Annotated in this window: 21 protein-coding genes, 2 pseudogenes and 1 riboswitch; of the genes and pseudogenes, 17 read left to right on the top strand and 6 right to left on the bottom strand. The window is 70.2% G+C overall.

All coding sequences use genetic code 11. From position 1 onward, the window contains the following. Nucleotides 1-89 precede the first annotated feature (89 nt). Nucleotides 90-1,825 (bottom strand): annotated as a pseudogene (gene thiC, locus SCMU_RS11815) (phosphomethylpyrimidine synthase ThiC). A 7-nt stretch (nucleotides 1,826-1,832) separates the two neighbouring features. After that, nucleotides 1,833-1,940, bottom strand: a riboswitch (TPP riboswitch). Nucleotides 1,941-1,971: 31 nt separating this feature from the next. Here thiC and SCMU_RS20890 point away from each other — a divergent pair. From SCMU_RS20890 to SCMU_RS11735, 17 genes and pseudogenes are all read left to right on the top strand, one after another. After that, nucleotides 1,972-3,097 (top strand): annotated as a pseudogene (locus SCMU_RS20890) (amidohydrolase family protein). A gap of 131 nt (nucleotides 3,098-3,228) precedes the next feature. Continuing rightward, nucleotides 3,229-4,062, top strand: coding sequence for a VOC family protein (locus tag SCMU_RS20885; RefSeq protein WP_338027616.1), 834 nt, complete (start codon nucleotides 3,229-3,231; stop codon nucleotides 4,060-4,062). 97 nt (nucleotides 4,063-4,159) lie between these two features. Beyond that, nucleotides 4,160-4,621, top strand: coding sequence for a hypothetical protein (locus SCMU_RS11805; RefSeq protein WP_229229344.1), 462 nt, complete (start codon nucleotides 4,160-4,162; stop codon nucleotides 4,619-4,621). 162 nt (nucleotides 4,622-4,783) lie between these two features. After that, a complete protein-coding gene (rpsP, locus tag SCMU_RS11800) occupies nucleotides 4,784-5,182 on the top strand; it encodes a 30S ribosomal protein S16 (RefSeq protein ID WP_229229343.1) in 399 nt (132 codons plus the stop codon). Nucleotide 5,183: 1 nt separating this feature from the next. Continuing rightward, a complete protein-coding gene (locus tag SCMU_RS11795; protein ID WP_229229342.1) occupies nucleotides 5,184-5,426 on the top strand; it encodes an RNA-binding protein in 243 nt (80 codons plus the stop codon). Between the two features lie 122 nt (nucleotides 5,427-5,548). After that, nucleotides 5,549-6,058 carry a ribosome maturation factor RimM gene (rimM, locus tag SCMU_RS11790; protein WP_229229341.1) on the top strand — a complete coding sequence of 170 codons (510 nt, stop codon included), beginning with the start codon at nucleotides 5,549-5,551 and terminating at the stop codon, nucleotides 6,056-6,058. After that, entirely contained in the window at nucleotides 6,059-6,883 is an 825-nt protein-coding gene (gene trmD, locus SCMU_RS11785) for a tRNA (guanosine(37)-N1)-methyltransferase TrmD (protein WP_229229340.1), read from the top strand. Between the two features lie 237 nt (nucleotides 6,884-7,120). After that, nucleotides 7,121-7,480 carry a 50S ribosomal protein L19 gene (rplS, locus tag SCMU_RS11780; RefSeq protein WP_229229339.1) on the top strand — a complete coding sequence of 120 codons (360 nt, stop codon included), beginning with the start codon at nucleotides 7,121-7,123 and terminating at the stop codon, nucleotides 7,478-7,480. A 45-nt stretch (nucleotides 7,481-7,525) separates the two neighbouring features. Then, entirely contained in the window at nucleotides 7,526-8,191 is a 666-nt protein-coding gene (gene lepB, locus SCMU_RS11775) for a signal peptidase I (protein ID WP_229229338.1), read from the top strand. Then, a complete protein-coding gene (gene lepB, locus SCMU_RS11770; protein ID WP_229229337.1) occupies nucleotides 8,191-8,940 on the top strand; it encodes a signal peptidase I in 750 nt (249 codons plus the stop codon). Before lepB (SCMU_RS11775) ends, lepB (SCMU_RS11770) begins: the two co-directional genes overlap by 1 nt. Next, complete coding sequence (gene rnhB, locus SCMU_RS11765) at nucleotides 8,937-9,719, top strand: ribonuclease HII (protein ID WP_229229336.1); 783 nt, start codon at nucleotides 8,937-8,939, stop codon at nucleotides 9,717-9,719. Before lepB (SCMU_RS11770) ends, rnhB begins: the two co-directional genes overlap by 4 nt. Next, nucleotides 9,716-10,039: a DUF2469 domain-containing protein gene (locus SCMU_RS11760; RefSeq protein ID WP_208712739.1), complete on the top strand. Its 324-nt coding sequence runs from the start codon at nucleotides 9,716-9,718 to the stop codon at nucleotides 10,037-10,039. The genes rnhB and SCMU_RS11760 overlap by 4 nt, the downstream gene beginning before the upstream one ends. A 100-nt stretch (nucleotides 10,040-10,139) precedes the next feature. Continuing rightward, nucleotides 10,140-10,496 (top strand): YraN family protein, encoded by a 357-nt coding sequence (locus SCMU_RS11755; protein WP_229229335.1) that lies wholly within the window; start codon nucleotides 10,140-10,142, stop codon nucleotides 10,494-10,496. Next, the gene (locus SCMU_RS11750; protein ID WP_229229334.1) at nucleotides 10,496-12,049 is read left to right on the top strand and encodes a YifB family Mg chelatase-like AAA ATPase; all 1,554 of its coding nucleotides are present in this window, start codon (nucleotides 10,496-10,498) and stop codon (nucleotides 12,047-12,049) included. Before SCMU_RS11755 ends, SCMU_RS11750 begins: the two co-directional genes overlap by 1 nt. Further along, the gene (dprA, locus tag SCMU_RS11745; protein WP_229229333.1) at nucleotides 12,046-13,296 is read left to right on the top strand and encodes a DNA-processing protein DprA; all 1,251 of its coding nucleotides are present in this window, start codon (nucleotides 12,046-12,048) and stop codon (nucleotides 13,294-13,296) included. The genes SCMU_RS11750 and dprA overlap by 4 nt, the downstream gene beginning before the upstream one ends. A 128-nt stretch (nucleotides 13,297-13,424) precedes the next feature. Next, entirely contained in the window at nucleotides 13,425-14,321 is an 897-nt protein-coding gene (locus SCMU_RS11740; protein WP_229233029.1) for a tyrosine recombinase XerC, read from the top strand. Between the two features lie 173 nt (nucleotides 14,322-14,494). Further along, on the top strand, nucleotides 14,495-14,998 hold the full coding sequence (locus tag SCMU_RS11735) for a DUF3145 domain-containing protein (protein ID WP_240550059.1): 504 nt from the start codon (nucleotides 14,495-14,497) through the stop codon (nucleotides 14,996-14,998). Nucleotides 14,999-15,107: 109 nt separating this feature from the next. Here SCMU_RS11735 and SCMU_RS11730 read toward each other — a convergent pair whose 3' ends face one another. The 5 genes from SCMU_RS11730 to SCMU_RS11710 form a co-directional block, all read right to left on the bottom strand. Continuing rightward, the gene (locus SCMU_RS11730) at nucleotides 15,108-16,355 is read right to left on the bottom strand and encodes a beta-ketoacyl-[acyl-carrier-protein] synthase family protein (RefSeq protein WP_229229332.1); all 1,248 of its coding nucleotides are present in this window, start codon (nucleotides 16,353-16,355) and stop codon (nucleotides 15,108-15,110) included. Nucleotides 16,356-16,453: 98 nt separating this feature from the next. Further along, entirely contained in the window at nucleotides 16,454-16,699 is a 246-nt protein-coding gene (locus SCMU_RS11725; RefSeq protein WP_066498244.1) for an acyl carrier protein, read from the bottom strand. A 105-nt stretch (nucleotides 16,700-16,804) separates the two neighbouring features. After that, nucleotides 16,805-17,866: a beta-ketoacyl-ACP synthase III gene (locus tag SCMU_RS11720; RefSeq protein ID WP_229229331.1), complete on the bottom strand. Its 1,062-nt coding sequence runs from the start codon at nucleotides 17,864-17,866 to the stop codon at nucleotides 16,805-16,807. Beyond that, nucleotides 17,863-18,816 carry an ACP S-malonyltransferase gene (locus tag SCMU_RS11715; protein ID WP_229229330.1) on the bottom strand — a complete coding sequence of 318 codons (954 nt, stop codon included), beginning with the start codon at nucleotides 18,814-18,816 and terminating at the stop codon, nucleotides 17,863-17,865. The genes SCMU_RS11720 and SCMU_RS11715 overlap by 4 nt, the downstream gene beginning before the upstream one ends. 108 nt (nucleotides 18,817-18,924) lie before the next feature. Continuing rightward, entirely contained in the window at nucleotides 18,925-20,163 is a 1,239-nt protein-coding gene (locus tag SCMU_RS11710; protein WP_229229329.1) for a PucR family transcriptional regulator, read from the bottom strand. Between the last annotated feature and the right edge of the window lie 132 nt (nucleotides 20,164-20,295).

The following is a 20,295-nucleotide window of genomic DNA, read 5'->3' as shown; positions in this document are numbered from 1 at the left end:
CCAGACCGCTGACATGGGGGACGCGACCCCCGCCTCGCCGGTCAGGGCCCCCACTTCGGCGGTCTGGGCCCCACCTCGGCGGGGGCGGGCTACTCCGGCGCGCCGACCGCTATGGTCTCCGGCAGGTACACCTTGCCGCCGGAGGCGAGGAACTCCGCGGACTTGGACGCCATCCCCGCGATCGCCTCCTGCGCCTCCTTGGACCCGAACTCGTTGCGGATGTCCTGAGAGATGCGCATCGAGCAGAACTTCGGCCCGCACATCGAGCAGAAGTGCGCGGTCTTGGCGGGCTCGGCGGGGAGGGTCTCGTCGTGGAACGCCTCGGCGGTGGCCGGGTCGAGCGAGAGCGAGAACTGGTCCCGCCACCGGAACTCGAAGCGCGCCTTGGACAGCGCGTCGTCGCGCTCGTGCGCGCCGGGGTGCCCCTTGGCGAGGTCCGCCGCGTGCGCGGCGATCTTGTAGGTGATGACGCCCGTCTTGACGTCGTCCTTGTTCGGCAGGCCCAGATGTTCCTTGGGCGTGACGTAGCAGAGCATCGCGGTGCCGTACCGCGCGATCTCCGTGGCCCCGATGGCCGAGGTGATGTGGTCGTAGCCCGGCGCGACATCGGTCACGAGCGGGCCGAGCGTGTAGAAGGGCGCGCCGTCGCACAGCTCCTGCTGCCGCTCGACGTTCTCGCGGACCAGGTGGAACGGGATGTGCCCCGGCCCCTCGACCATCACCTGGACGTCGTACTGCCAGGCCCGCTTCGTCAGTTCGGCGAGCGTGTCGAGCTCGGCGAACTGCGCGGCGTCGTTCGCGTCCGCCGTCGAGCCCGGCCGGAGCCCGTCGCCGAGTGAGAACGCGACGTCGTACTGGGCGAAGATCTCGCACAGTTCGTCGAAATGGGTGTAGAGGAAGTTCTCCTCGTGGTGTGCGAGGCACCAGCCGGCCATGATCGAGCCGCCGCGCGAGACGATGCCCGTGACCCGATCGGCCGTGAGGGGGACGTAGCGCAGGAGCACGCCCGCGTGGATCGTCATGTAGTCGACGCCCTGCTCGCACTGCTCGATCACGGTGTCACGGAAGACCTCCCACGTGAGCGCGGACGCGTCGCCGTTGACCTTCTCGAGCGCCTGGTAGATCGGCACGGTGCCGATCGGGACGGGGGAGTTGCGGATGATCCACTCGCGGGTGGTGTGGATGTCGTCGCCGGTCGAGAGGTCCATGACGGTGTCCGCGCCCCACATGGTGGCCCACTGGAGCTTGTCGACCTCCTCGGCGATCGAGGACGTCACGGCGGAGTTGCCGATGTTCGCGTTGATCTTGACCAGGAAGGCCTTGCCGATCACCATCGGCTCGGATTCGGGGTGGTTGATGTTGCTCGGGATGATCGCCCGGCCTGCGGCGACCTCGGAGCGGACCAGCTCGACGTCGCACCCCTCGCGCAGCGCCACGTAGCGCATCTCGGGGGTCACGACGCCGGCCCGCGCGTAGTGCATCTGCGTCACCCGCCGTCCGGGTCGGGCCCGCAACGGGGCGGGCCTGGCGCCCTTCCATTCCTCGGAGGCCGCCCCGCGCCGCACGGCCGAGCGGCCGTCGTCGAGCAGGTTCCTTTCCCGGCCCGAGTATTCCTCCGTATCGCCGCGCTCGGCGATCCAGGCCGACCGGAACGCCGGCAGCCCCACGACGGGATCGCTCCCGGGGCCGGAGGTCCAGACCCGCAGCGGCGCGTTGGCCGAGCCGCTGGGGAGTCCTCGAGTGCGATCTCGGTGACGGGGACGCGGATCCCGTGCTCGGAATCCTCGATGAAGGCGAGCGAGTGGGCAGGGTGCTGTTCGTGCATGTGTGTACTCACGAGAGTTCTCACTTCCTACGCCGGCATGACCCGGACAGGTTCGACGGTCGCAGGCCGCGCCAGCCTGATCTCAGCCCTTGCGAGGGCACCCGTGTGGACGCGTTGGACCCTAGCACGGTCGATAGGCTGGGCGCATGCACAGCGTCATCCACCTGACCGGCCCTGTCTTGCTCGGACCCCACGAGGAGCGTCCGGAGGCCTGGATCGTGGGCGGGCGCATGACCTACACGGCTCCGCCCGGCCCCGCCGAGACCGTCGCCGGGTGGGTCCTCCCCGGACTGGTCGACGCGCACTGCCACATCGGGCTCGTGCCGGGCGGCGCACCCGACCGCGACGCGGCGCTCGCCCATGCCCGGGCCGAGGCCGCCGCGGGGGTGCTGCTCGTGCGGGACTGCGGCAGCCCCACCGATACCCGCTGGCTGCAGGCGCACGACGGCGCGCCCCGCCTCGTGCGCGCGGGGCGCCACCTCGCGAGGTCCCGCCGCTACCTGCGCGGCCTCGCGCTCGAGGTCGAGCCGGAGGACCTCGTCGACGCGGTCCGGGTCCAGGCCCGCGCCGGCGACGGATGGGTCAAGATCGTCGCGGACTGGATCGACCGGGACGCCGGCGACCTAGGACCCGCGTTCCCGGCCGGCGTCGTGCGTGAGGCCGTCGCCGCGGCGCACGAGGAGGGTGCGCGCGTCACCGCGCACACGTTCGCTGAGGAGACGATCGATGCTCTCCTCGACGCGGGCATCGATTGCCTCGAGCACGCCACCGGGCTCCAGACCCGGCACATCCCGCGGCTCGCGGAGGCGGGGATCCCCATCGTCCCGACGCTCGTGAACGTCGCCACGTTCCCCCAGATCGCCGCCCGCGGCGAGGCGAAGTTCCCGCGGTACGCGGCGCACATGCGCGCCCTGTGGGAGGGCCGCCACGAGCGGATCGCCGCGGCGCACGCAGCCGGGGTGCCAATCTACGCCGGCACGGACGCGGGCACCGTGATCGCCCACGGTCGGATCGCGGACGAGGTTGCCGAGCTCGCGAGGGCGATCGGCCTCCCCGCGGCGCTCGACGCGGCCTCCTGGGGTGCGCGCGCGTGGCTGGGGGGCGGCGGGGATCGGCGAAGGCGACCCGGCCGACGTCGTGCTCTATGCCGCAGATCCCCGGCGGGACGTGACGGCACTCGCCTCGCCACTGCACGTGCTGCGCGAGGGCGCGCGGATCGCTGGCCACAGCGATCCGTTGGCACAGGGGCAGCGTGGGAATATCCGAGGTTGATTGAAGCTTCAAGTAAATGTAGACTTGATGCGGACCAACCACACCAGGAGCACCCCGTGACTTCAGCGACTCCCGCCGCAACCTCCCGTCCCACCCCGCCTGCCCGAGACATCCTCCCCGCCGACCTGACGATGGGCACCGTGATGCTCAAGGTCGGCGACATGAAGCTCATGCTCGACTACTACGAGCGGGCCCTCGGCCTCGTGCCGATCACCGAGTCCCTCGGCGGCGTCTACCTCGGTCGCAAGGGGCTCCCGGTGATCCACCTGAGCCCCGCCGCCGGCCTGCAGATCCCCGGGCGCGGCGAAGCGGGCCTCTTCCACACCGCGATCCTCTTCGACAACCGTGCGGACCTCGCGGCGACCGTCGCCACGGCCGCGCAGTATGATCCGCGCCTCTTCGCCGGCAGCGCCGACCACCTCGTCTCCGAGGCCTTCTACTTCACCGACCCCGAGGGCAACGGGGTCGAGCTCTACTTCGACAAGCCTCGCGACACGTGGCGGTGGAGCGGCGGCGAGGTCGTCATGGACAGCCTTCCGCTGCCTCCGCAGGCCTTCCTCAACCAGAACCTCACCGAGGCGTCCCTGGGCGGCCAGCGGGATTCTGCGGCCGGGATCGGCCACGTCCACCTCCAGGTCGGTGACGTCGAGACCGCCCACGCGTTCTACGTCGACACCCTCGGGTTCGAGAAGACGTCGGGGTGGCACGGCCAGGCCCTCTTCGTCTCCGCGGGCGGGTACCACCACCACATGGCCATGAACGTGTGGAACTCCCGCGGCGCCGGCCCCCGCAAGGACACGCTCGGCCTCGGCGAGGTGCTCATCGGCGTTCCCGGGCAGGACGACGTGCTCGCAGCGGCCGACCGGCTCAAGGTCGCGGGCATCTCCACGCAGCACACCGGCGCGGAGCTCCGCTTCGAGGATCCGTGGCGCAACCAGATCCGCATGGCCGTCGTGGAAGCCTGAGACCGGCTGCGCTACGCTCAACGTGTCCGCGGTTGCCGCGGGCACGTTGAGTCGCTTAACCGGGGCGATCCGCCCAGTGCCCGTAGAGGGGGAAACAGTGTCCGCTCCCAGTCCCTTCGCCGAGATCTTCGTCTCCACCCACGCCGATGCCATCAGCCGTGCCGCCGAGCTGGACGGCGGGGTCGCCGATGCCGACGACAACGGGGGGCTCCGCATCCCCGGGGTCTCCGACTACGAGATCGAGCAGCTCGGCACCCTCGTGGGCGCTGCGGTGCACGCCCCGGGCGCCGACTACGAGCTGACCATGGTCGATGTCGGCTCGGACAGCCTGCTCGCGGTCCCGGCCACGATGGTCCGTGCCCTCGCCGAGCTCCTCGGCTACGAGTCCGAGGAGGGCGAGGGCGACGCCGTCGAGCGCGTCGCCGCCGCCTGGGTCGACCAGGAAGACCTTCCCTTCGATGCCCAGGAGGCCTACGGCTACGTCGAGCAGCTCGCAAAGCTCGCCGCCGACGTCGACAATTCCGACAGGCAGGAGCTGTACGTCTGGGCCAGCTCCTGAATCGCCCGGCATCTGTGGCACAATGGTCAGGTACTCGATGTGCGCGGCCCCCTCTCTCCGTGCCCATTGCGTCCATCTGAGCCCTGACAAAGTACGGCCCGCCCCACGGGAGCGGAAAAGTCCGGGCTCGCCTCATGTGCAGATACAGGAGTGACCACAACAGTGGCCGTTAAGATTCGACTCAAGCGCTTCGGCAAGATGCGCGCCCCGTACTACCGCATCGTCGTCGCCGACTCGCGCACCAAGCGCGATGGCCGTGCGATCGAGGAGATCGGCAAGTACCACCCCACCGAGGAGCCCTCGTTCATCGAGGTCAACTCCGAGCGTGCCCAGTACTGGCTCGGTGTCGGCGCCCAGCCGACCGAGCAGGTCGCGGCCATCCTCAAGATCACGGGTGACTGGCAGAAGTTCAAGGGCCTCCCGGGCACCGAGGGCACGCTGAAGACGGCGAAGGGCAAGGAGGCCTTCGTGGCCCCCGAGAAGGGCTCCGTGATCCTCCCCGAGGCGCCGAAGGCTGCCAAGGAGGAGGCTCCCGCCGAGGCCGCCGCCGAGGCCGAGTAGATTGCTCGCCGAGGCACTCGAGCACCTGGTCCGCGGCATCGTGGACAACCCGGATGATGTGGCGGTCCAGGCGAAGTCCAACCGCCGCGGCGACATCCTCGAGGTGCGCGTCCACCAAGATGATCTGGGCCGCGTCATCGGCCGTCAGGGCCGCACCGCCCGCGCACTGCGCACCGTGGTCGCAGCCCTCGCCGACGGCGAGCAGGTCCGGGTCGACGTCGTGGACACCGACCGCCGCCGGTAGGCGTCACGCCGCCCGCAAGGCCAATCCGGCCCCTCTCCCCGCTAGGGTTGAGGGGCCGGAGCCGTCTCCGCAGGAACTTTCAAGCAGTGTGTATTTTCCACGATGTCAGGAGCACGAGAAGCATGCACGTCCAGGTCGCCAGGATCGGCAAGCCGCACGGCATCCGCGGTGAGGTGACCGCCCAGGTCCTCACGGACGCCCCGGAGGACCGCTTCGTGCCGGGCATCCAGTTCACGGTCGAGCCCGCGTCCCACGGCCCCCTCACGCTGCGCAGTGCCCGGTGGAACAAGGACATCCTCCTCCTGTCCTTCGCGGAGGTCCCAGACCGCAACCGCGCCGAAGAGCTCCGCGGGGCCAAGCTGTTCGTGGACACTGAGGAGCTCGAGGACGACGACGAGGGCTGGTACGAGCACGAGCTCGTCGGCCTGGCCGTCCGCGTCGACGGCCAGGACGTGGGGACCGTGGCCGCGCTGCAGACCATGCCGGTCCAAGACCTCCTCGTCGTGGACACCCCCCACGGCGAGGTGCTCGTGCCCTTCGTCGAGGAGATCGTGCCCGAGGTGGACCTCGAGGGGGGATTCGTCGTCGTGGTGCCCCCGCCCGGGCTCTTCGAGCTCAATCGGGAGGCATAGATGCGGATCGACGTCGTCAGCATCTTCCCCGACTACTTGGCCCCGCTGCGGCTGTCGCTGCTCGGCCGCGCCCAGGAGGACGGCCTCCTGAGCGTGGCCGTCCATGACCTGCGCGACTTCACCTTCGACCGCCACCACACCGTGGACGACACGCCCTACGGCGGCGGCGCCGGCATGGTGATGAAGGCCGAGCCGTGGGCGCTCGCCCTCGAGAAGGTGCGCGCCGAACAGTCGGGCGTGCCCGGGGCGGGCCGAGCGCACGACGCCGGCCCGGTCGCCTCCCGCCGTCCGGTCCTGATCGTGCCGTCCCCGGCCGGGGCCGTGTTCACCCAGGCGATGGCCTACGAGCTGGCAGAGGAGCCCACGCTCGCGTTCGCGTGCGGCAGGTACGAGGGCATCGACGAGCGCGTCCTGGAGTGGGCGTCGGAGGGGTTCGACGTCCGCCCCGTGAGCATCGGGGACTACGTCCTCAATGGGGGAGAGGTCGCCGTCATGGCCATGGTCGAGGCGATTGGCAGGCTCGTGCCCGGCGTGGTGGGCAATCCAGAGTCGCTCGTCGAGGAGTCCCATGCCGACGGCCTCCTCGAGTATCCCGTGTACACGAAGCCGTCCTCGTGGCGCGGCCATGAGGTCCCCGAGATCCTGCTGTCCGGCAACCACGGCAGGATCGCCGCGTGGCGCGTCGAGCAGCAGCTGCGGCGCACCGCGGCGCGGCGGCCGGAGCTGCTGGACGGCGCGGATGCGGCGCCCTACGGGAAGGCCGAGCGGTCGGTGCTGCGCGAGCTGGGCTACGAGGTCGCCGACGGGCGGTTGCGCCGGGCCTGACCTGGGCGTTGCCCGACGTGCGGTGCCCGATGTGCGCGGTGCCCGCACGCTGTGGCACAATTGATCGTTGTGTCTGCCGGGCACGGGACCTGCCACAGGGGGCCCTGGCCAACGGGACGGACACGCCGCCTTGCCGGGACTTTCGGCTGGCGGTCAAGGATTCGGGCTCCGCCGCCCACGCGCGGCGCGTGCCTACCACCAAAGCAGGTGGCCTGTGGCATCTGCCAGGAGAAGATCATGAACATTCTCGACGCTGTCGACGCCGCCTCGCTGCGCTCCGACATCCCGGTGTTCGCCCCCGGTGACACCCTCAAGGTGCACGTGAACATCATCGAGGGCAAGAACTCCCGCGTCCAGGTCTTCCAGGGCTTCGTCGTCGGCCGCCAGGGCCACGGCGTGCGCGAGACCTTCACGGTCCGCAAGGTCTCCTTCGGTGTCGGCGTGGAGCGTACCTTCCCGGTGCACTCCCCGATCATCGACAAGATCGAGGTCGTGACCAAGGGCGATGTGCGCCGCGCGAAGCTCTACTACATGCGTGAGCTCCGCGGCAAGGCCGCGAAGATCAAGGAGAAGCGCGACTACAGCAACGCCAAGTAGCCTCAGCGCTGCCCACGCGTGCTCACCGTCTCCATGGCAGAAACCGTGGCACGACCAGAACGCCAGTCCCGCCTGCGGGGCTGGCGTTCGGTCGTTGTGGCCATCGTCCTCGCCCTCGTCGTCTGGGGCGTGATCCGGGCGGCGCTCTTCGACGTCTTCTACATCCCGTCCGGTTCCATGGAGCCGCTCCTTGCGCCCGGTGACCGGATCGCCGTCGCGCGCTCCCTCATCGACCAGGAGCCGATCCGCCGCGGCGACGTCGTGGTCTTCGACGGCCGCGGCTCCTTCGCGCCCCTGAACTCCGGGCGGGGATGGGTCGGCGACCTCGTCCAGGGGGCGGGCGAGTGGTTCGGGATCGTGCCCAACGAGACCGTGTACGTCAAGCGCGTGATCGGCGTCGGAGGCGACCACGTCCGCTGCTGCACGGCTGCGGGGAAAATCGAGGTGAACGGGCAGCCGCTCGTCGAGCCGTACGTCTACCCGGGGGACGCGCCGAGCATCCAGCCATTCGACGTCGTCGTGCCCGCGGGACGCCTCTGGCTGCTGGGCGACCACCGCTCGGAATCCTCGGACTCGCGCGCCCTGCTCGGTGCGCCGGGCGGCGGGCTCGTCCGCGCCGACAAGGTGATCGGGCGCCCGGTGGCGATCCTGTGGCCACTTGATAGATTGGGCGGGTTGACCACCCACCAGACTCCGGAGGATACCCACTGATGCGCAGCCGACACGCCGGACCCGAGTCAACGGGCGCGGATCCGGAATCGGCCGATTCGGGATCCGGTCACCGCGCCCCCAAGCGCGGCGGTCTGATGGCCTGGCTCAGGGAGATCGCCATCATCCTCGGCGTCGCGATCGTCCTGTCCTTCCTCATCAAGACGTTCCTGTTCAAGGCGTTCTACATCCCGTCTGAGTCGATGGTGCCGACCCTCGAGGAGAACGACAGGATCTTCGTGAACCTCTTCGTGCCACGGAATTCGCCCCTCCACCGCGGCGACGTGGTCGTGTTCAAGGACACCAAGGGGTGGCTGCCCGCCGTTCCACAGACACCCTCGAACCCCCTCACCGACGCCCTCGAGTTCGTCGGTCTCCTGCCCGATACGTCCCAGCAGCACCTCATCAAGCGCGTCATCGGACTGCCCGGCGACCACGTCGTGTGCTGCGACGCCGGCCAGCACATCACGGTCAACGGACAGGCCCTCACGGAGCCCTACGTCAACCCCGCCGAGGTCCCACGGGTCGTGCCGTTTGACGTAACGGTCCCGCAGGGGGATATCTGGGTCATGGGCGACAATCGCAACCACTCCGCGGACTCCCGCTACCACGAGGCGATGCAGCCGGGCTCGGGCTTCGTCTCGATGGACGACGTGGAGGGCCAAGCCGCGGTCATCGCATGGCCGCTGAACCGGCTCCGCACGCTGGACAGCTACCCCGACACGTTCAAAGACGTGCCCGCACCGAAATGAGCCCGCGGATTCCGCTCGCCAAGGCGGCCGCGGCAGGGCCTCGACGCACGACGGCGCCCACGCTGCGTTTCGTGAACCGGCTCGCCTCGGCCTACGGTCCCCTCATCGCGGGCTGCGACGAGGTGGGACGCGGGGCCCTTGCCGGACCCGTGACGGTCGGGATCGTCGTCGTGGATGCGCGGAGGGTCGTGACCCGGACGGTGCTGCGCGACAGCAAGCTCCTCACCCCCGAGAGGCGTGTGGAGCTCGTGCCGATGATCCAGAGCTGGGGCGTGGGCGCCGCCGTCGGCCACGCAAGCGCCGAGGAGATCGACGCCGTCGGGATCATGGAGGCACTCCGCCTCGCGGGCCTCAGGGCGCTCGACGAGATCGCCGCGGCCGGCGTGGTCCCCGACGCCGTTCACCTCGACGGGAACTACGACTGGCTCTCCCGAGGAGGACAGGGGTCCCTGTTCGACCCGCAGCCATCGCGGCCCCTGTCCCCGGTCCAGACCACCATCAAGGCCGACCTGTCGTGTCAGGCGGTCGCCGCCGCCAGCATCCTGGCGAAGGTGGCGAGGGACTCCCTCATGGTTGAGTACGGCATGGACGACCCGCGGTTCGGGTGGGCCGTGAACAAGGGGTACGCCACCCCCGAGCACCGTGCGGCGATCCTCGAGTACGGCCCGACCCTGCTCCACCGCCGCTCCTGGCACCTCGGTGTGCTGGAGGACGGCGCAGGAGCGGATGAGGACGCCGAGGCGGCCGACGCGGACGCGGATGGAAGGATAGGACTATGAGCGCCGAAGACCTTGAGAACTACGAGACCGACATGGAGCTGCAGCTCTACCGCGAGTACCGGGATGTCATCTCGCTGTTCAGCTATGTGGTGGAGACGGAGCGCCGGTTCTACCTCGCCAATCACGTAGACCTCCAGGCTCGCTCGGCGGACGGCGAGGTCTACTTCGACTTGACCCTGCAGGACGCGTGGGTCTGGGATGTCTACCGCAGCGCGCGCTTCGTCAAGAGTGTTCGGGTCATTACCTTCAAGGACGTCAACGTCGAGGAACTGCCGAAGGTCGAGGATCTGGGGCTTCCCAAGGGCGGGCTGGGCACGTAGGGGTTCCTGACTTCTCCTCCACAGGGGCATGCCGGGCGTGTTGTCCACATAGGGCGCGGACCCTCTTACGGGGTTCGTCTGGCCGCGCGAGCGTTGTCCCATGAGAGCCAAGGACAGACTCGGTCAGCGCGGGGAACGTCTCGCGGAGGACTATCTGCGGGAGGCCGGTGCGGCGATCTTGGACCGCAACTGGCGGTGCCGTGACGGTGAGCTTGACATCGTGGCGGCTGACGCTGGAACGCTTGTCGCTGTTGAGGTGAAGTCGCGGCGCTCGTGGGACTTCGGCCACCCGTTCGAGGCGGTGGGCCCCGCCAAGCTGGGACGCCTGGTGCGGCTGCTCGCGGCGTGGGCATCGGCGCATGGGGTGGATGGCGGTCCGCGGCGTGTTGACGTCATCGCGGTGACCGGGCCCCCGGGGTCTCAGCCCGTGATCGAGCACCTCAGAGGCGTGGCCTGATGTCCGGGGTCGGGAGGGCGCTTGGGGTGGCGCTCGTGGGGCTCAACGGCTATCTCGTCGAGGTCGAGGCGGACATCGGCCAGAGCCTCCCCAACTTTGTGCTCCTCGGGCTGCCGGACTCCGCCCTGAGCGAGGCCCGCGAGCGGATCCGCAGCGCAGCGAAGAACAGCGGACTGCCGCTGAGCCGGCGCAAGATCACGGTGAACCTCGTTCCGGCCTCCCTGCCCAAGCGAGGGACGGGCTTCGATTTGGCCATTGCTGTGGCCTCTCTCGCGGCGGGCGGGGATCTCCGGCCGCCGGCGGGCGTCGTGTTCCTCGCCGAGCTCGGCCTCGACGGCCAGCTCCGGCCGGTGCGGGGCGTGCTCCCCGCGGTGATGGCGGCCGTGCGGGCCAGCCGGCCCGATGTGGTGGTCGCAACGGCGAACGCGCACGAGGCGTCCCTCGTGCCGGGTGCCCGCGTGCACGCGTACGAGTCTCTCGGGCACCTCGCGCTCGATCTCGGAGCGGATCCGGCGGCCGTCTCGATCCCACCGGCCCGGGATGCGGCGCCGTCCGGGCCCGTTGGTCCGGCCCGGTCACGGTCCCTCCTCGGCGAGCCGGACCTGCGCGATGTGGCCGGCCAGTCCGAGGCCCGCGCGGCGGTCGAAGTCGCCGCTGCAGGCGGCCATCACCTCATGCTCGTCGGGCCCCCGGGTGCTGGCAAGACGATGCTCGCGGAGCGGCTTCCCGGCATCCTGCCGGACCTTGACGACGAGGCTGCCATGGAAGTGACGGCGATCCACTCCCTCTCCGGGGTACCCGGCAGCCGGGAGGACCTGATCCGCCGTCCACCCTTCGAGAGTCCCCACCACACAGCCAGCGCCCCCGCGATCATCGGCGGCGGGTCGGGGCTGCCCCGGCCCGGGGCCGCGTCCCGGGCCCACCGCGGCGTCTTGTTCCTCGACGAGGCCCCCGAGTATGACCGGCGTGTCCTGGACTCGCTGCGGGAGCCGCTTGAGAGCGGTGAGCTCGTGATCCACCGCATGGCTGGGACGGCGGCGTACCCGGCGCGGTTTCAGCTCGTCCTTGCGGCGAACCCATGTCCATGTGGCAAAGGCACCGGCAAGGGCCTGGACTGCACGTGCAGCGCACAGGCCAAGATGCGGTACTTCGGGCGGATCTCCGGCCCACTCATGGACCGAGTCGACATCCAGCTGCCGGTGAGCAAGGTCTCGGCGGTCGACTTCGGTGCCGGTGCGATCGGCGAGACCACGGCGGACGTTGCCGCTCGGGTGCTGGAGGCCAGGAGGAGGCAGGCTGACCGGCTTCAGCCGTTCGGGCTCGAGACCAACGCGCAGGTCCCTGGGCGGCTGCTGCGTGGTCAGCTCCGCCTCGATCCGGGCGCCACCGGAATGCTGGACCGGGCCATGATCACGAACACCCTCACCGCCCGCGGCTTCGATCGCGTGCTCCGGCTTGCCTGGTCTGTGGCCGATCTCGCGGGCATCGACCGGCCCGGCAGCGACGAAGTGGGGCAGGCACTCATGCTGAGGCAGGCGGTGATGGCGGCATGAGCATCCAACATCAGGCACGCGGCGGCTGGCTCGGCTCCGCAGACGGGGGAGACATGGACCAGACACGCGTTGCACGGGCGGCCCTCTCTCGCCTGTTCGAGCCTCTCGACCCAATGGGGACTCTGCTCGTGGAGGCTTTCGGTCCCGCGGAGGCCCTGCGGATCGCGACCGGCGGCGCCTCCGGCGCCGAGATCGCCGAGATGGCGGCGGTGCTCGATCCGTCCGGCGGGAGGCAGGGACGATCGAGCACGTCGGCGCCGCTGGGCACCCTGGCGGGGGCCCTCGAGAGGTGGCGGCCCAGAGTGTCCCAGCTTGCGCCCGAGCGGGACCTCGAGACGATCGCCAGGTTCGGGGGCAGGATCGTAACGCCGGAGGACCGCGAGTGGCCGGCCGGGTTCAGAGACTTGGGCGCCGAGGCCCCTCTCTGCCTATGGGTCCGCGGGGAGGAGCCGCTGCCCGCTACGGACCGGAGCGTGGCCGTCGTCGGATCACGGGATGCCACGGGATATGGGCTCTCGGTCGCGGGGGAGCTGGCCCGTGGCCTCGCGGACCTGGGCGTGACCATCGTCAGCGGGGGTGCGTACGGCATCGACGGGCAGGCCCACCGTGCCGCCCTGACATCCTCCGGTCCCTCCGTGCCAACGGTGGCGATCCTCGCGGGCGGGGTGGACCGCTACTACCCGTCGGGCCACGAGGAGCTCCTCCGTGAGGTGGCCAGACGAGGGCATCTCGTCTCCGAGTTGCCGCCCGGGGCTTCGCCATCCAAACATCGCTTCCTGAAGAGGAATCGCCTCATCGCGGCGATGTCCGCCCTCACCATCGTGGTGGAGGCCCGCTGGCGTTCTGGGGCCCTGAGCACCGCCCGCCGGGCCGTCGAGCTGGGGCGTCACGTCGCGGCCGTCCCCGGATCCGTGTACAGCGCCAACTCGGCGGGGTGCCACCGGCTCCTGAGGGAGGGGGCCACGTGCGTCACCGAGGCGAAGGAAGCCTTCGAACTCATCTCCCCGACCGGCGAGGGGCTCGTGGAAGACCAAGCGACACCGTCGAGGCCCCACGACGGCCTCTCGCTCGTGGACCTCATGGTTCTCGAAGCGCTCCCCGTCCGGCGAGGCTCCGAGGTCGAACACCTCGCGGTGGTCGCGGGCCTGAGCGAGGCGGAGATCCGGGCAGGACTCGGAAGACTGTCCCTGCTCGGTCTCGCCGAGCGTACCGAGGGCGGCTGGCACCGGACGCGCAGCGCCCACTAGGGCCGCGTGTCGGCTTGCCGCCCTCGGTGGGCATCGACACAGTTGAGGTGACGATACGCAGTGGAGCTCGTAGGAAGGGGCATCGAGTGGGACAGACGGAGCCGAGGCCCACCGGCGTGCCCGATCCCATGGCACGCCCACTCGATGCCTTCCTGCGCTACCTCGCCCTCGAACGGGCTCGTTCTGAGCACACCGTCCGGGCCTACGAGGCCGACCTCCGCTCTATGCTCGCCTCGGCTGCAGACGATGGCGCCGTGGACCTGAGCAGCGTGGACCTGCCGATGCTGAGGCGGTGGTTGGGCCGGCAGAGCGAGGCGGGCCTGGCGCGGTCCACCCTCGCGCGCCGGTCCGCGGCCGCGAGGTCGTTCCTCGCGTGGGCGGCGCGGGAAGGGCACGTCGACGCCGACCCGTCGATCCGCCTCGCCGCGCCCAAGCGCCAGCAGCACCTGCCCGAGGTGCTGCACAGGGACCAGGCCGAGCGGCTCGTGGGAGACGCCGTGGCCGCCGCGCAGGACGGCGACCCCGCAGCCGTGCGTGACATGGCTCTCCTCGAGCTGCTCTACGCGACCGGAGTCCGCGTCGGCGAGCTGGTCGGCCTCGACATCGATGACATCGACCTCGAACGCAGGACCTTGCGCGTGCTCGGCAAGGGCAACAAGGAACGGACCGTCCCCTTCGGCGCCCCCGCGGCCGACGCGCTCGTCCGCTGGCTCGGCGCCCGCATGGCCCTCGCCACTGCCGGCAGCGGGGCCGCGCTCTTCCTCGGCAAGCGCGGGGGCCGGCTCGGACAGCGCCAGGCGCGCGACGTCGTCGACCGCGCCCTTCGCGAACTCGGTGACACCTCAGCCAGCGGGCCCCATACGCTGAGGCACACTGCAGCCACCCACCTCCTCGACGGCGGAGCCGACCTCCGCAGCGTCCAGGAGCTGCTGGGCCACGCGAGCCTCGCCACGACGCAGCTGTACACCCACGTATCCGTCGAGAGGCTCCGGGCGAGCTATCTTGCGTCACATCCGCGGGCCTAAACAGCGGGGCGCACTGGCGCATCGCCAGCACGTCAGGCAGAATGGTCGCGAAACCGCCTGCCGTGCAGCCTGAGGCTGCACGGAGGGCAGACAACTTCATCACCGCAGGTTGCTGGGACACCACCTGGCTGACGGTCGTAGGGGAAGACGTACCGACAGCGATGGAGGATGGAATGTCTGCAGTGAAGACCCGCGGTCTGCTGTTCGTGCACTCAGCACCGAGCGCGCTGTGCCCCCACGTCGAGTGGGCCATCGGCGCGGTCGTTGACAAGCGTGCGGACCTCGACTGGACGGCTCAGCCAGCCGCTCCGGGGATGTTCCGCGCCGAATTCTCTTGGGTGGGTGCTCCCGGGACTGGTGCGCAGCTCGCGTCCGCGCTCCGCGGCTGGGCCCACCTCCGCTACGAGGTGACTGAGGAGCCCAGCGCCGGCGTGGACGGGGCACGCTGGTCCCACACGCCCGAACTCGGCATCTTCCACGGCATGACCGATGTCCACGGCAACATCGTCATCTCGGAGGACCGGATCCGCTACGCCTACGAGTCCGGCGCGGGCGACCCGACGGTCGTCTATCACGAGCTGTCGCTTGCGCTCGGCGAGGCGTGGGACGAGGAGCTCGAGCCATTCCGGCACGCTGCCGAGGGCGCCCCTGTGCGCTGGCTCCACCAAGTGGGCTAGCTCGGGTCGGCTAGCGCTGTCCAGACCATCCTCCATCCACGCACGCTACAGACACGAGGGGGCCCGCCATCATGGTGGGCCCCCTCGTCGCAACAGCGCGGCGTCTGGGTCAGACGTTGCGGATCACGATCACCGCATTGTGGCCACCGAATCCGAACGAATTGCTCAGTGCGACGATGTCGCCCTGCGGCAGGTCGCGCGCCGTTGTGACGACGTCGAGCGGGATCTCCGGATCCTGGTGATCGAGGTTGATCGTGGCGGGTGCGCGGCGTTCCTTGACGGCGAGGACCGTCAGAACGGCCTCGACGGCGCCGGAGGCGCCGAGGAGGTGGCCCATCTGGGACTTCGTCGCCGAGACCGCCACGTTGTCGACATGGGCGCCGAATGCCGCCCTGAGGGCCGTGTACTCGGGCTTGTCGCCGACGGGCGTGGACGTAGCGTGGGCATTCACGTGGACGACGTCCTCGGGCTGGATCCTCGCGTCGAACATGGCGGCCTTGAGCGCGCGGGTCGCGCCGAGGCCCTCGGGTCGCGGTCGCGTGCGGTCGATGCGCTGAGCGGTGGCATCCGCGGTCACGGACGTCCCGGCGAGCTCGGCGTAGATGCGTGCTCCTCGGGCAAGCGCGTGGTCCTCCGCTTCGAGCACGAGCGCGCCGGCGCCCTCGCCCATGACGAAGCCGTCGCGGTCGATGTCGTAGGGGCGCGAGGCGTGCTCCGGGTCGTCATTGCGCTTGGAGAGGGCCTGCATCGCGGCGAACGAGGCGAGCGGCATCGGGTGGATGGCCGCCTCGGCGCCTCCCACAACGACCACGTCGGCCTTGCCCGAGCGGATCAGCTCCTGACCCACGGCCATCGCCTCGGTGCCGGACGCGCAGGCGGAAACCGGGGTATGGGCGCCCGCACGGGCGCCCAGGTCCAGACTCACTGCCGCGGCGACGCCGTTGGGCATGAGCATGGGGACCGTCATCGGCAGGACCCGCCGGGGGCCCTTCTCCTTGAGCGTGTCCCAGCCGTTCAGCAGGGTCCAGACGCCTCCGATGCCGGTGGCGAAGGCAACGGCGAGCCGATCGTGGTCGATCTCCTCGATTCCGGAATCCTTCCACGCCTCGCGGGCGGCGATGACGCCGTACTGCGTGGAAGGGTCCATGCGCTTCATCTCGACGCGGCTGAGGACTTCCTCCGCGGGTGTGGAGAGCTTGGCGGCAATCTTGACAGGCAGTTCGTACTGCTCAACCCAGTCGTCGGTAAGCCGGCGGACACCGGAGACTCCCTTGAGGGCGTTCTGCCACAGGGTCGGGACATCGCCGCCGATCGGCGTCGTGGCACCGAGGCCGGTCACAACAACTTTGCGCGCCATGCTTCGCTACTTTCGTCTGTGCTTCGTCAGGTGCCAGCGACGCTGGCGGAAAACAGGCGGCGGCCGGCGCGTGGCGCCGGCCGCCGTGGAGGCCGTGCTTAGGCCTGGGCCTTGGCGATGAAGTCGACCGCGTCGCCAACCGTCGTGAGGTTCTTGACCTCCTCGTCGGGGATGCGGACGCCGAACTTCTCCTCGGCGTTGACCACGATGGTCATCATCGAGATCGAGTCGATGTCGAGGTCATCCGTGAAGGACTTGTCGAGCTGGACCGCGTCGGTGGCGAGGCCCGTCTCCTCGTTGACGATCTCGGCCAGACCGGCGAGGATCTCTTCGTTCGTTGCCATGTCGGCTCCTTCTCTTGGTTCCCGGCGGTCCGCCGGATCAGGGGGTCCAGCCGCGTGATCCGCGGCCTGGTCTCGGCCCGCCCGGTGCCGGGCGCGCCATGGTTCTCAGGGCAGGGTCACAACCTGGGCACCGAACACGAGCCCGGCGCCGAATCCGATCTGCAGGGCCAGCTTGCCATGGAGCTCGGGGTGCTCCTCGAGCAGCCGAATGGTGGCGAGCGGGATGGATGCGGCGGAGGTGTTCCCCGCGTCGGCGATGTCGCGGCCAACCATGACGGTGTCGGGCAGCTTGAGCTGCTTGACCATCTCGTCGATGATGCGCATGTTCGCCTGATGGGGGATGAATGCGCCGAGATCCTCGGGCTCGATGCCCGCGGCGTCCAGGGCGCGGCGCGCCACCTTCGCCATCTCCCACACGGCCCACCGGAAGACGCTCTGACCGTCCTGGCGCAGCGTCGGCCAGATCTTGGCCTCGGTGCCGAGGACCGCCGCGGCGTTGCTCGCGCCGTTGCGCTCGGCCTCATCGGAGAGGTCCCGCACGTCCAGGAGCGAATGGGTCATGCCGATCGTGCTCCACTTGCTGCCGTCGGACCCCCATACCGACGGGCCGATGCCCGGAGTGTCGGACGGGCCGATCACGACCGCCCCGGCGCCGTCGCCGAGCAGGAACGAGATGCTGCGTTCGGTGTTGTCGATGAAGTCGCTGAGCTTCTCGGCGCCGACCACGAGCACGTAGTCGGCCGAGCCCGCGCGGACCAGGGCGTCGCCCTGGGCGATGCCGTAGCAGTACCCCGCGCATGCGGCGGAGATGTCATAGGCCGGTGCCGGCGTCGCGCCCAGCCGGTCGGCCAGCGCCGCTGCCGCAGACGGCGTGGCGTAGGGGTGGGAGACGGTCGAGACGATGACCGCGCCGAGCTGGCTGGCCTCGATGCCGGCGGAGGCGAGCGCCTCGCGGGCGGCACCCTCGGCCATGTCGAGAACGCTGATGTCTTCGGGGGCCCGGCGCCGCGTCACAATGCCGGTGCGCTGGCGGATCCACTCGTCTGACGAGTCGATCCACTGGCACACGTCGTCATTGGTGACGACCACCGAGGGGCGGTAGCCGCCGATGCCGAGGATCCTGGCGTGCTCGTGTGTCTGATGCTGCTTGAGGGTTGGCGTGCTCACACCGTCTCCTTTGTGGTCGGGGCGTCGCCCGAGGCGTCGGCGGCGAACAGCTCGAGTGCGGCGTCGACGTCGGAAGGGGTCTTGACAGCCACGGTCTTCACACCCGGCATGCCGCGCTTGGCGAGGCCCACGAGGGTTCCCGCCGGGGCCAGTTCGATCACACCGGTGACGCCGCGCGCCACGAGGGTCTCCATGCACAGGTCCCACCGGACGGGGCGGGAGACCTGCGCGATGAGGCTCGCGACGGCCGCGCTACCCGAGGCGACCTGGGCGCCGTCGTAGTTGGACAGGAGCGGCACGGTCGGGTCGCTCACGGTCAACTCCGGGCGGAGCGCCTCGAGGTCCGAGACCGCGGAGGCCATGTGCTGCGTGTGGAACGCGCCGGCCACCTTGAGGGGGATGACTCGCGCCTTGGCGGGCGGGTTGTCCGCGAGGGCCTTGAGCTGCTCGAAGGTGCCGGCCGCGACGATCTGGCCGCCACCGTTGACGTTGGCCGGCTCGGCGCCCGCAGCGGCGATGGCGGCGAGGACGTCGTCCCGTTCTCCGCCCACGACGGCGCTCATCCCGGTCGGCGTCACGGCCGCGGCACGCGCCATGCCCCGGGCACGCACGCCCACGAACCGCATCGCGTCCTCAGCGGTCAGCACACCGGCGAGGGCGGAGGCGGTGATCTCGCCGACCGAATGGCCTGCGAGCACGACGGGGAGGTCGGACAGGGCGGCGTCGAAAATCGACTCCGCGGCGACCAGCCCGGCGGCCACGATGAGCGGCTGCGCGACTGCGGTGTCCTTGATCGTCTCCTCGTCGGACGTCGTCCCGTGGGCCACAAGATCGAGGCCCACGACCTCGCCGAGGGCACCGAGACGATCGGCGACGGCGGGCAGCTCGAGCCACGGGGCCAGGAACCCAGGGGTCTGCGAGCCCTGTCCAGGGCAGACAATTGCTAACACGTCACCAAGCTTTCCAAATCGCGGGGGGTCGGAGCGGAGGGAGCGCACACCAAGCTCCATGGCGCCATTTGTAGGAAGTCTACAACCTGGGTCGGCGCGGCGTGGACATCAGGTGCGCTGCGGGTGGCGTTCGGCGGCCGGTTTCGCGGGCGCCGCGAGGCGCCCCACCACGAGCGCGGTCTGCAGCACGAACGCCTCCCGCGGGATCAACGGGTCCCACCCTGTGACGTCGCAGACGCGGCGCAGGCGGTAGCGCACGGTGTTGGCGTGGACGAACAGCTCGCGTGCGGTCGCCTCGAGCGAATGGCCGAGCTCGATATAGGCGCTGAGTGTCTCCACCAGCCCATTCGAGGCGGCCACGAGGGGCCGGTAGATCTTCTGCACCAGGGCGCGCCGCGCGGCGTCGTCGCCCGCGACGACCCGCTCCGGGAGCAGGTCGTCAGCGGAGACCGGCCGCGGAGCGTTGGGCCACGCCCGGGCGGCCGAGAGGCCCGCGAAGGCGGCCTGCGCCGACGCGCTCGCCTCCGTCAGGGTCGCCGCCTCGGGCCCGTAGACCACCGGCCCTGGGGCGAACAGCTCGGCCAGTCGGGACACCGCCTGCTGTGGGTCGTGCAGGCCCCCGAGGATGAGGATCAGACGGTCGCCCTGGATGCCCACGAGCGCGTCCTGCGCATACCTGCCGGCGGCGCGCCGCAACTCGCCGACGTAGGTCGGGCTCGGCTCGAGGGGAGACGAGCCCACCACCACCATGAACCGCTCCTGGGCCTTCCAGCCGAGCGCCGCGATGCGTGAGCGCAGCGCGTCCGTGTTCTCCGCCCGCAGGATGGCGTCGACGATGAGCGCCTCGAGACGCGTGTCCCACGAGCCGCGCGTCTCCGCGGCGCGTGCGTAGACGTCGGCCGCCGCAAACGCCACCTCCCGCGAGTACCGCAGGACAGCTTCGCGGAGCGCGGGCTGGTCCTCTTCGGGTGCGAGGTGCGGCACCTGGTCCTCGACCGTCTCGACGACGATCCGGATGAGCTGGAGCGCCTTCTGCAGGCTGATGGACCGCGTCAGCTCCGTCGGCGCCGCGCCGAACACGTCGGAGAGGATCCACGTTGGCAGCGTCGGCTTCTCGTACCACGTGACGAACGCCGCGATGCCGTTCTGGGCGACGAGCCCGAGCGCGGAGCGCTCGTCCGCGCTCAGGCGCGTGTACCACGGCAGTGAGCGCTCGAGCTCGCGCATCGTGGTGGTCGAGAGCTGGCCGACGTTGGCCCGGAGCTTCTTGACGGTCTCCGCCTTCGCGGGCGAGATGGTCAGCTTGCCGTTCTGCGAGCTGCCGGGGGACTTGTGCGGCTGGGCCATGCACACGAGCATAGCGAGCCGGCGATCCTTGCTTTTGTGTGAAGGCTACAAGGCACAGTGTGCGCGGCCACAGACGTCACGTCACCTTTGCCACAGAAGCACGACGGCGGCGCCCCCTCGTGTGGGGAACGC

Origin of the sequence: Sinomonas cyclohexanicum (assembly GCF_020886775.1) — a bacterium.
Classification (GTDB): Bacteria; Actinomycetota; Actinomycetes; order Actinomycetales; family Micrococcaceae; genus Sinomonas; species Sinomonas cyclohexanicum.
This window is presented reverse-complemented; position numbering and strand designations above follow the sequence as displayed.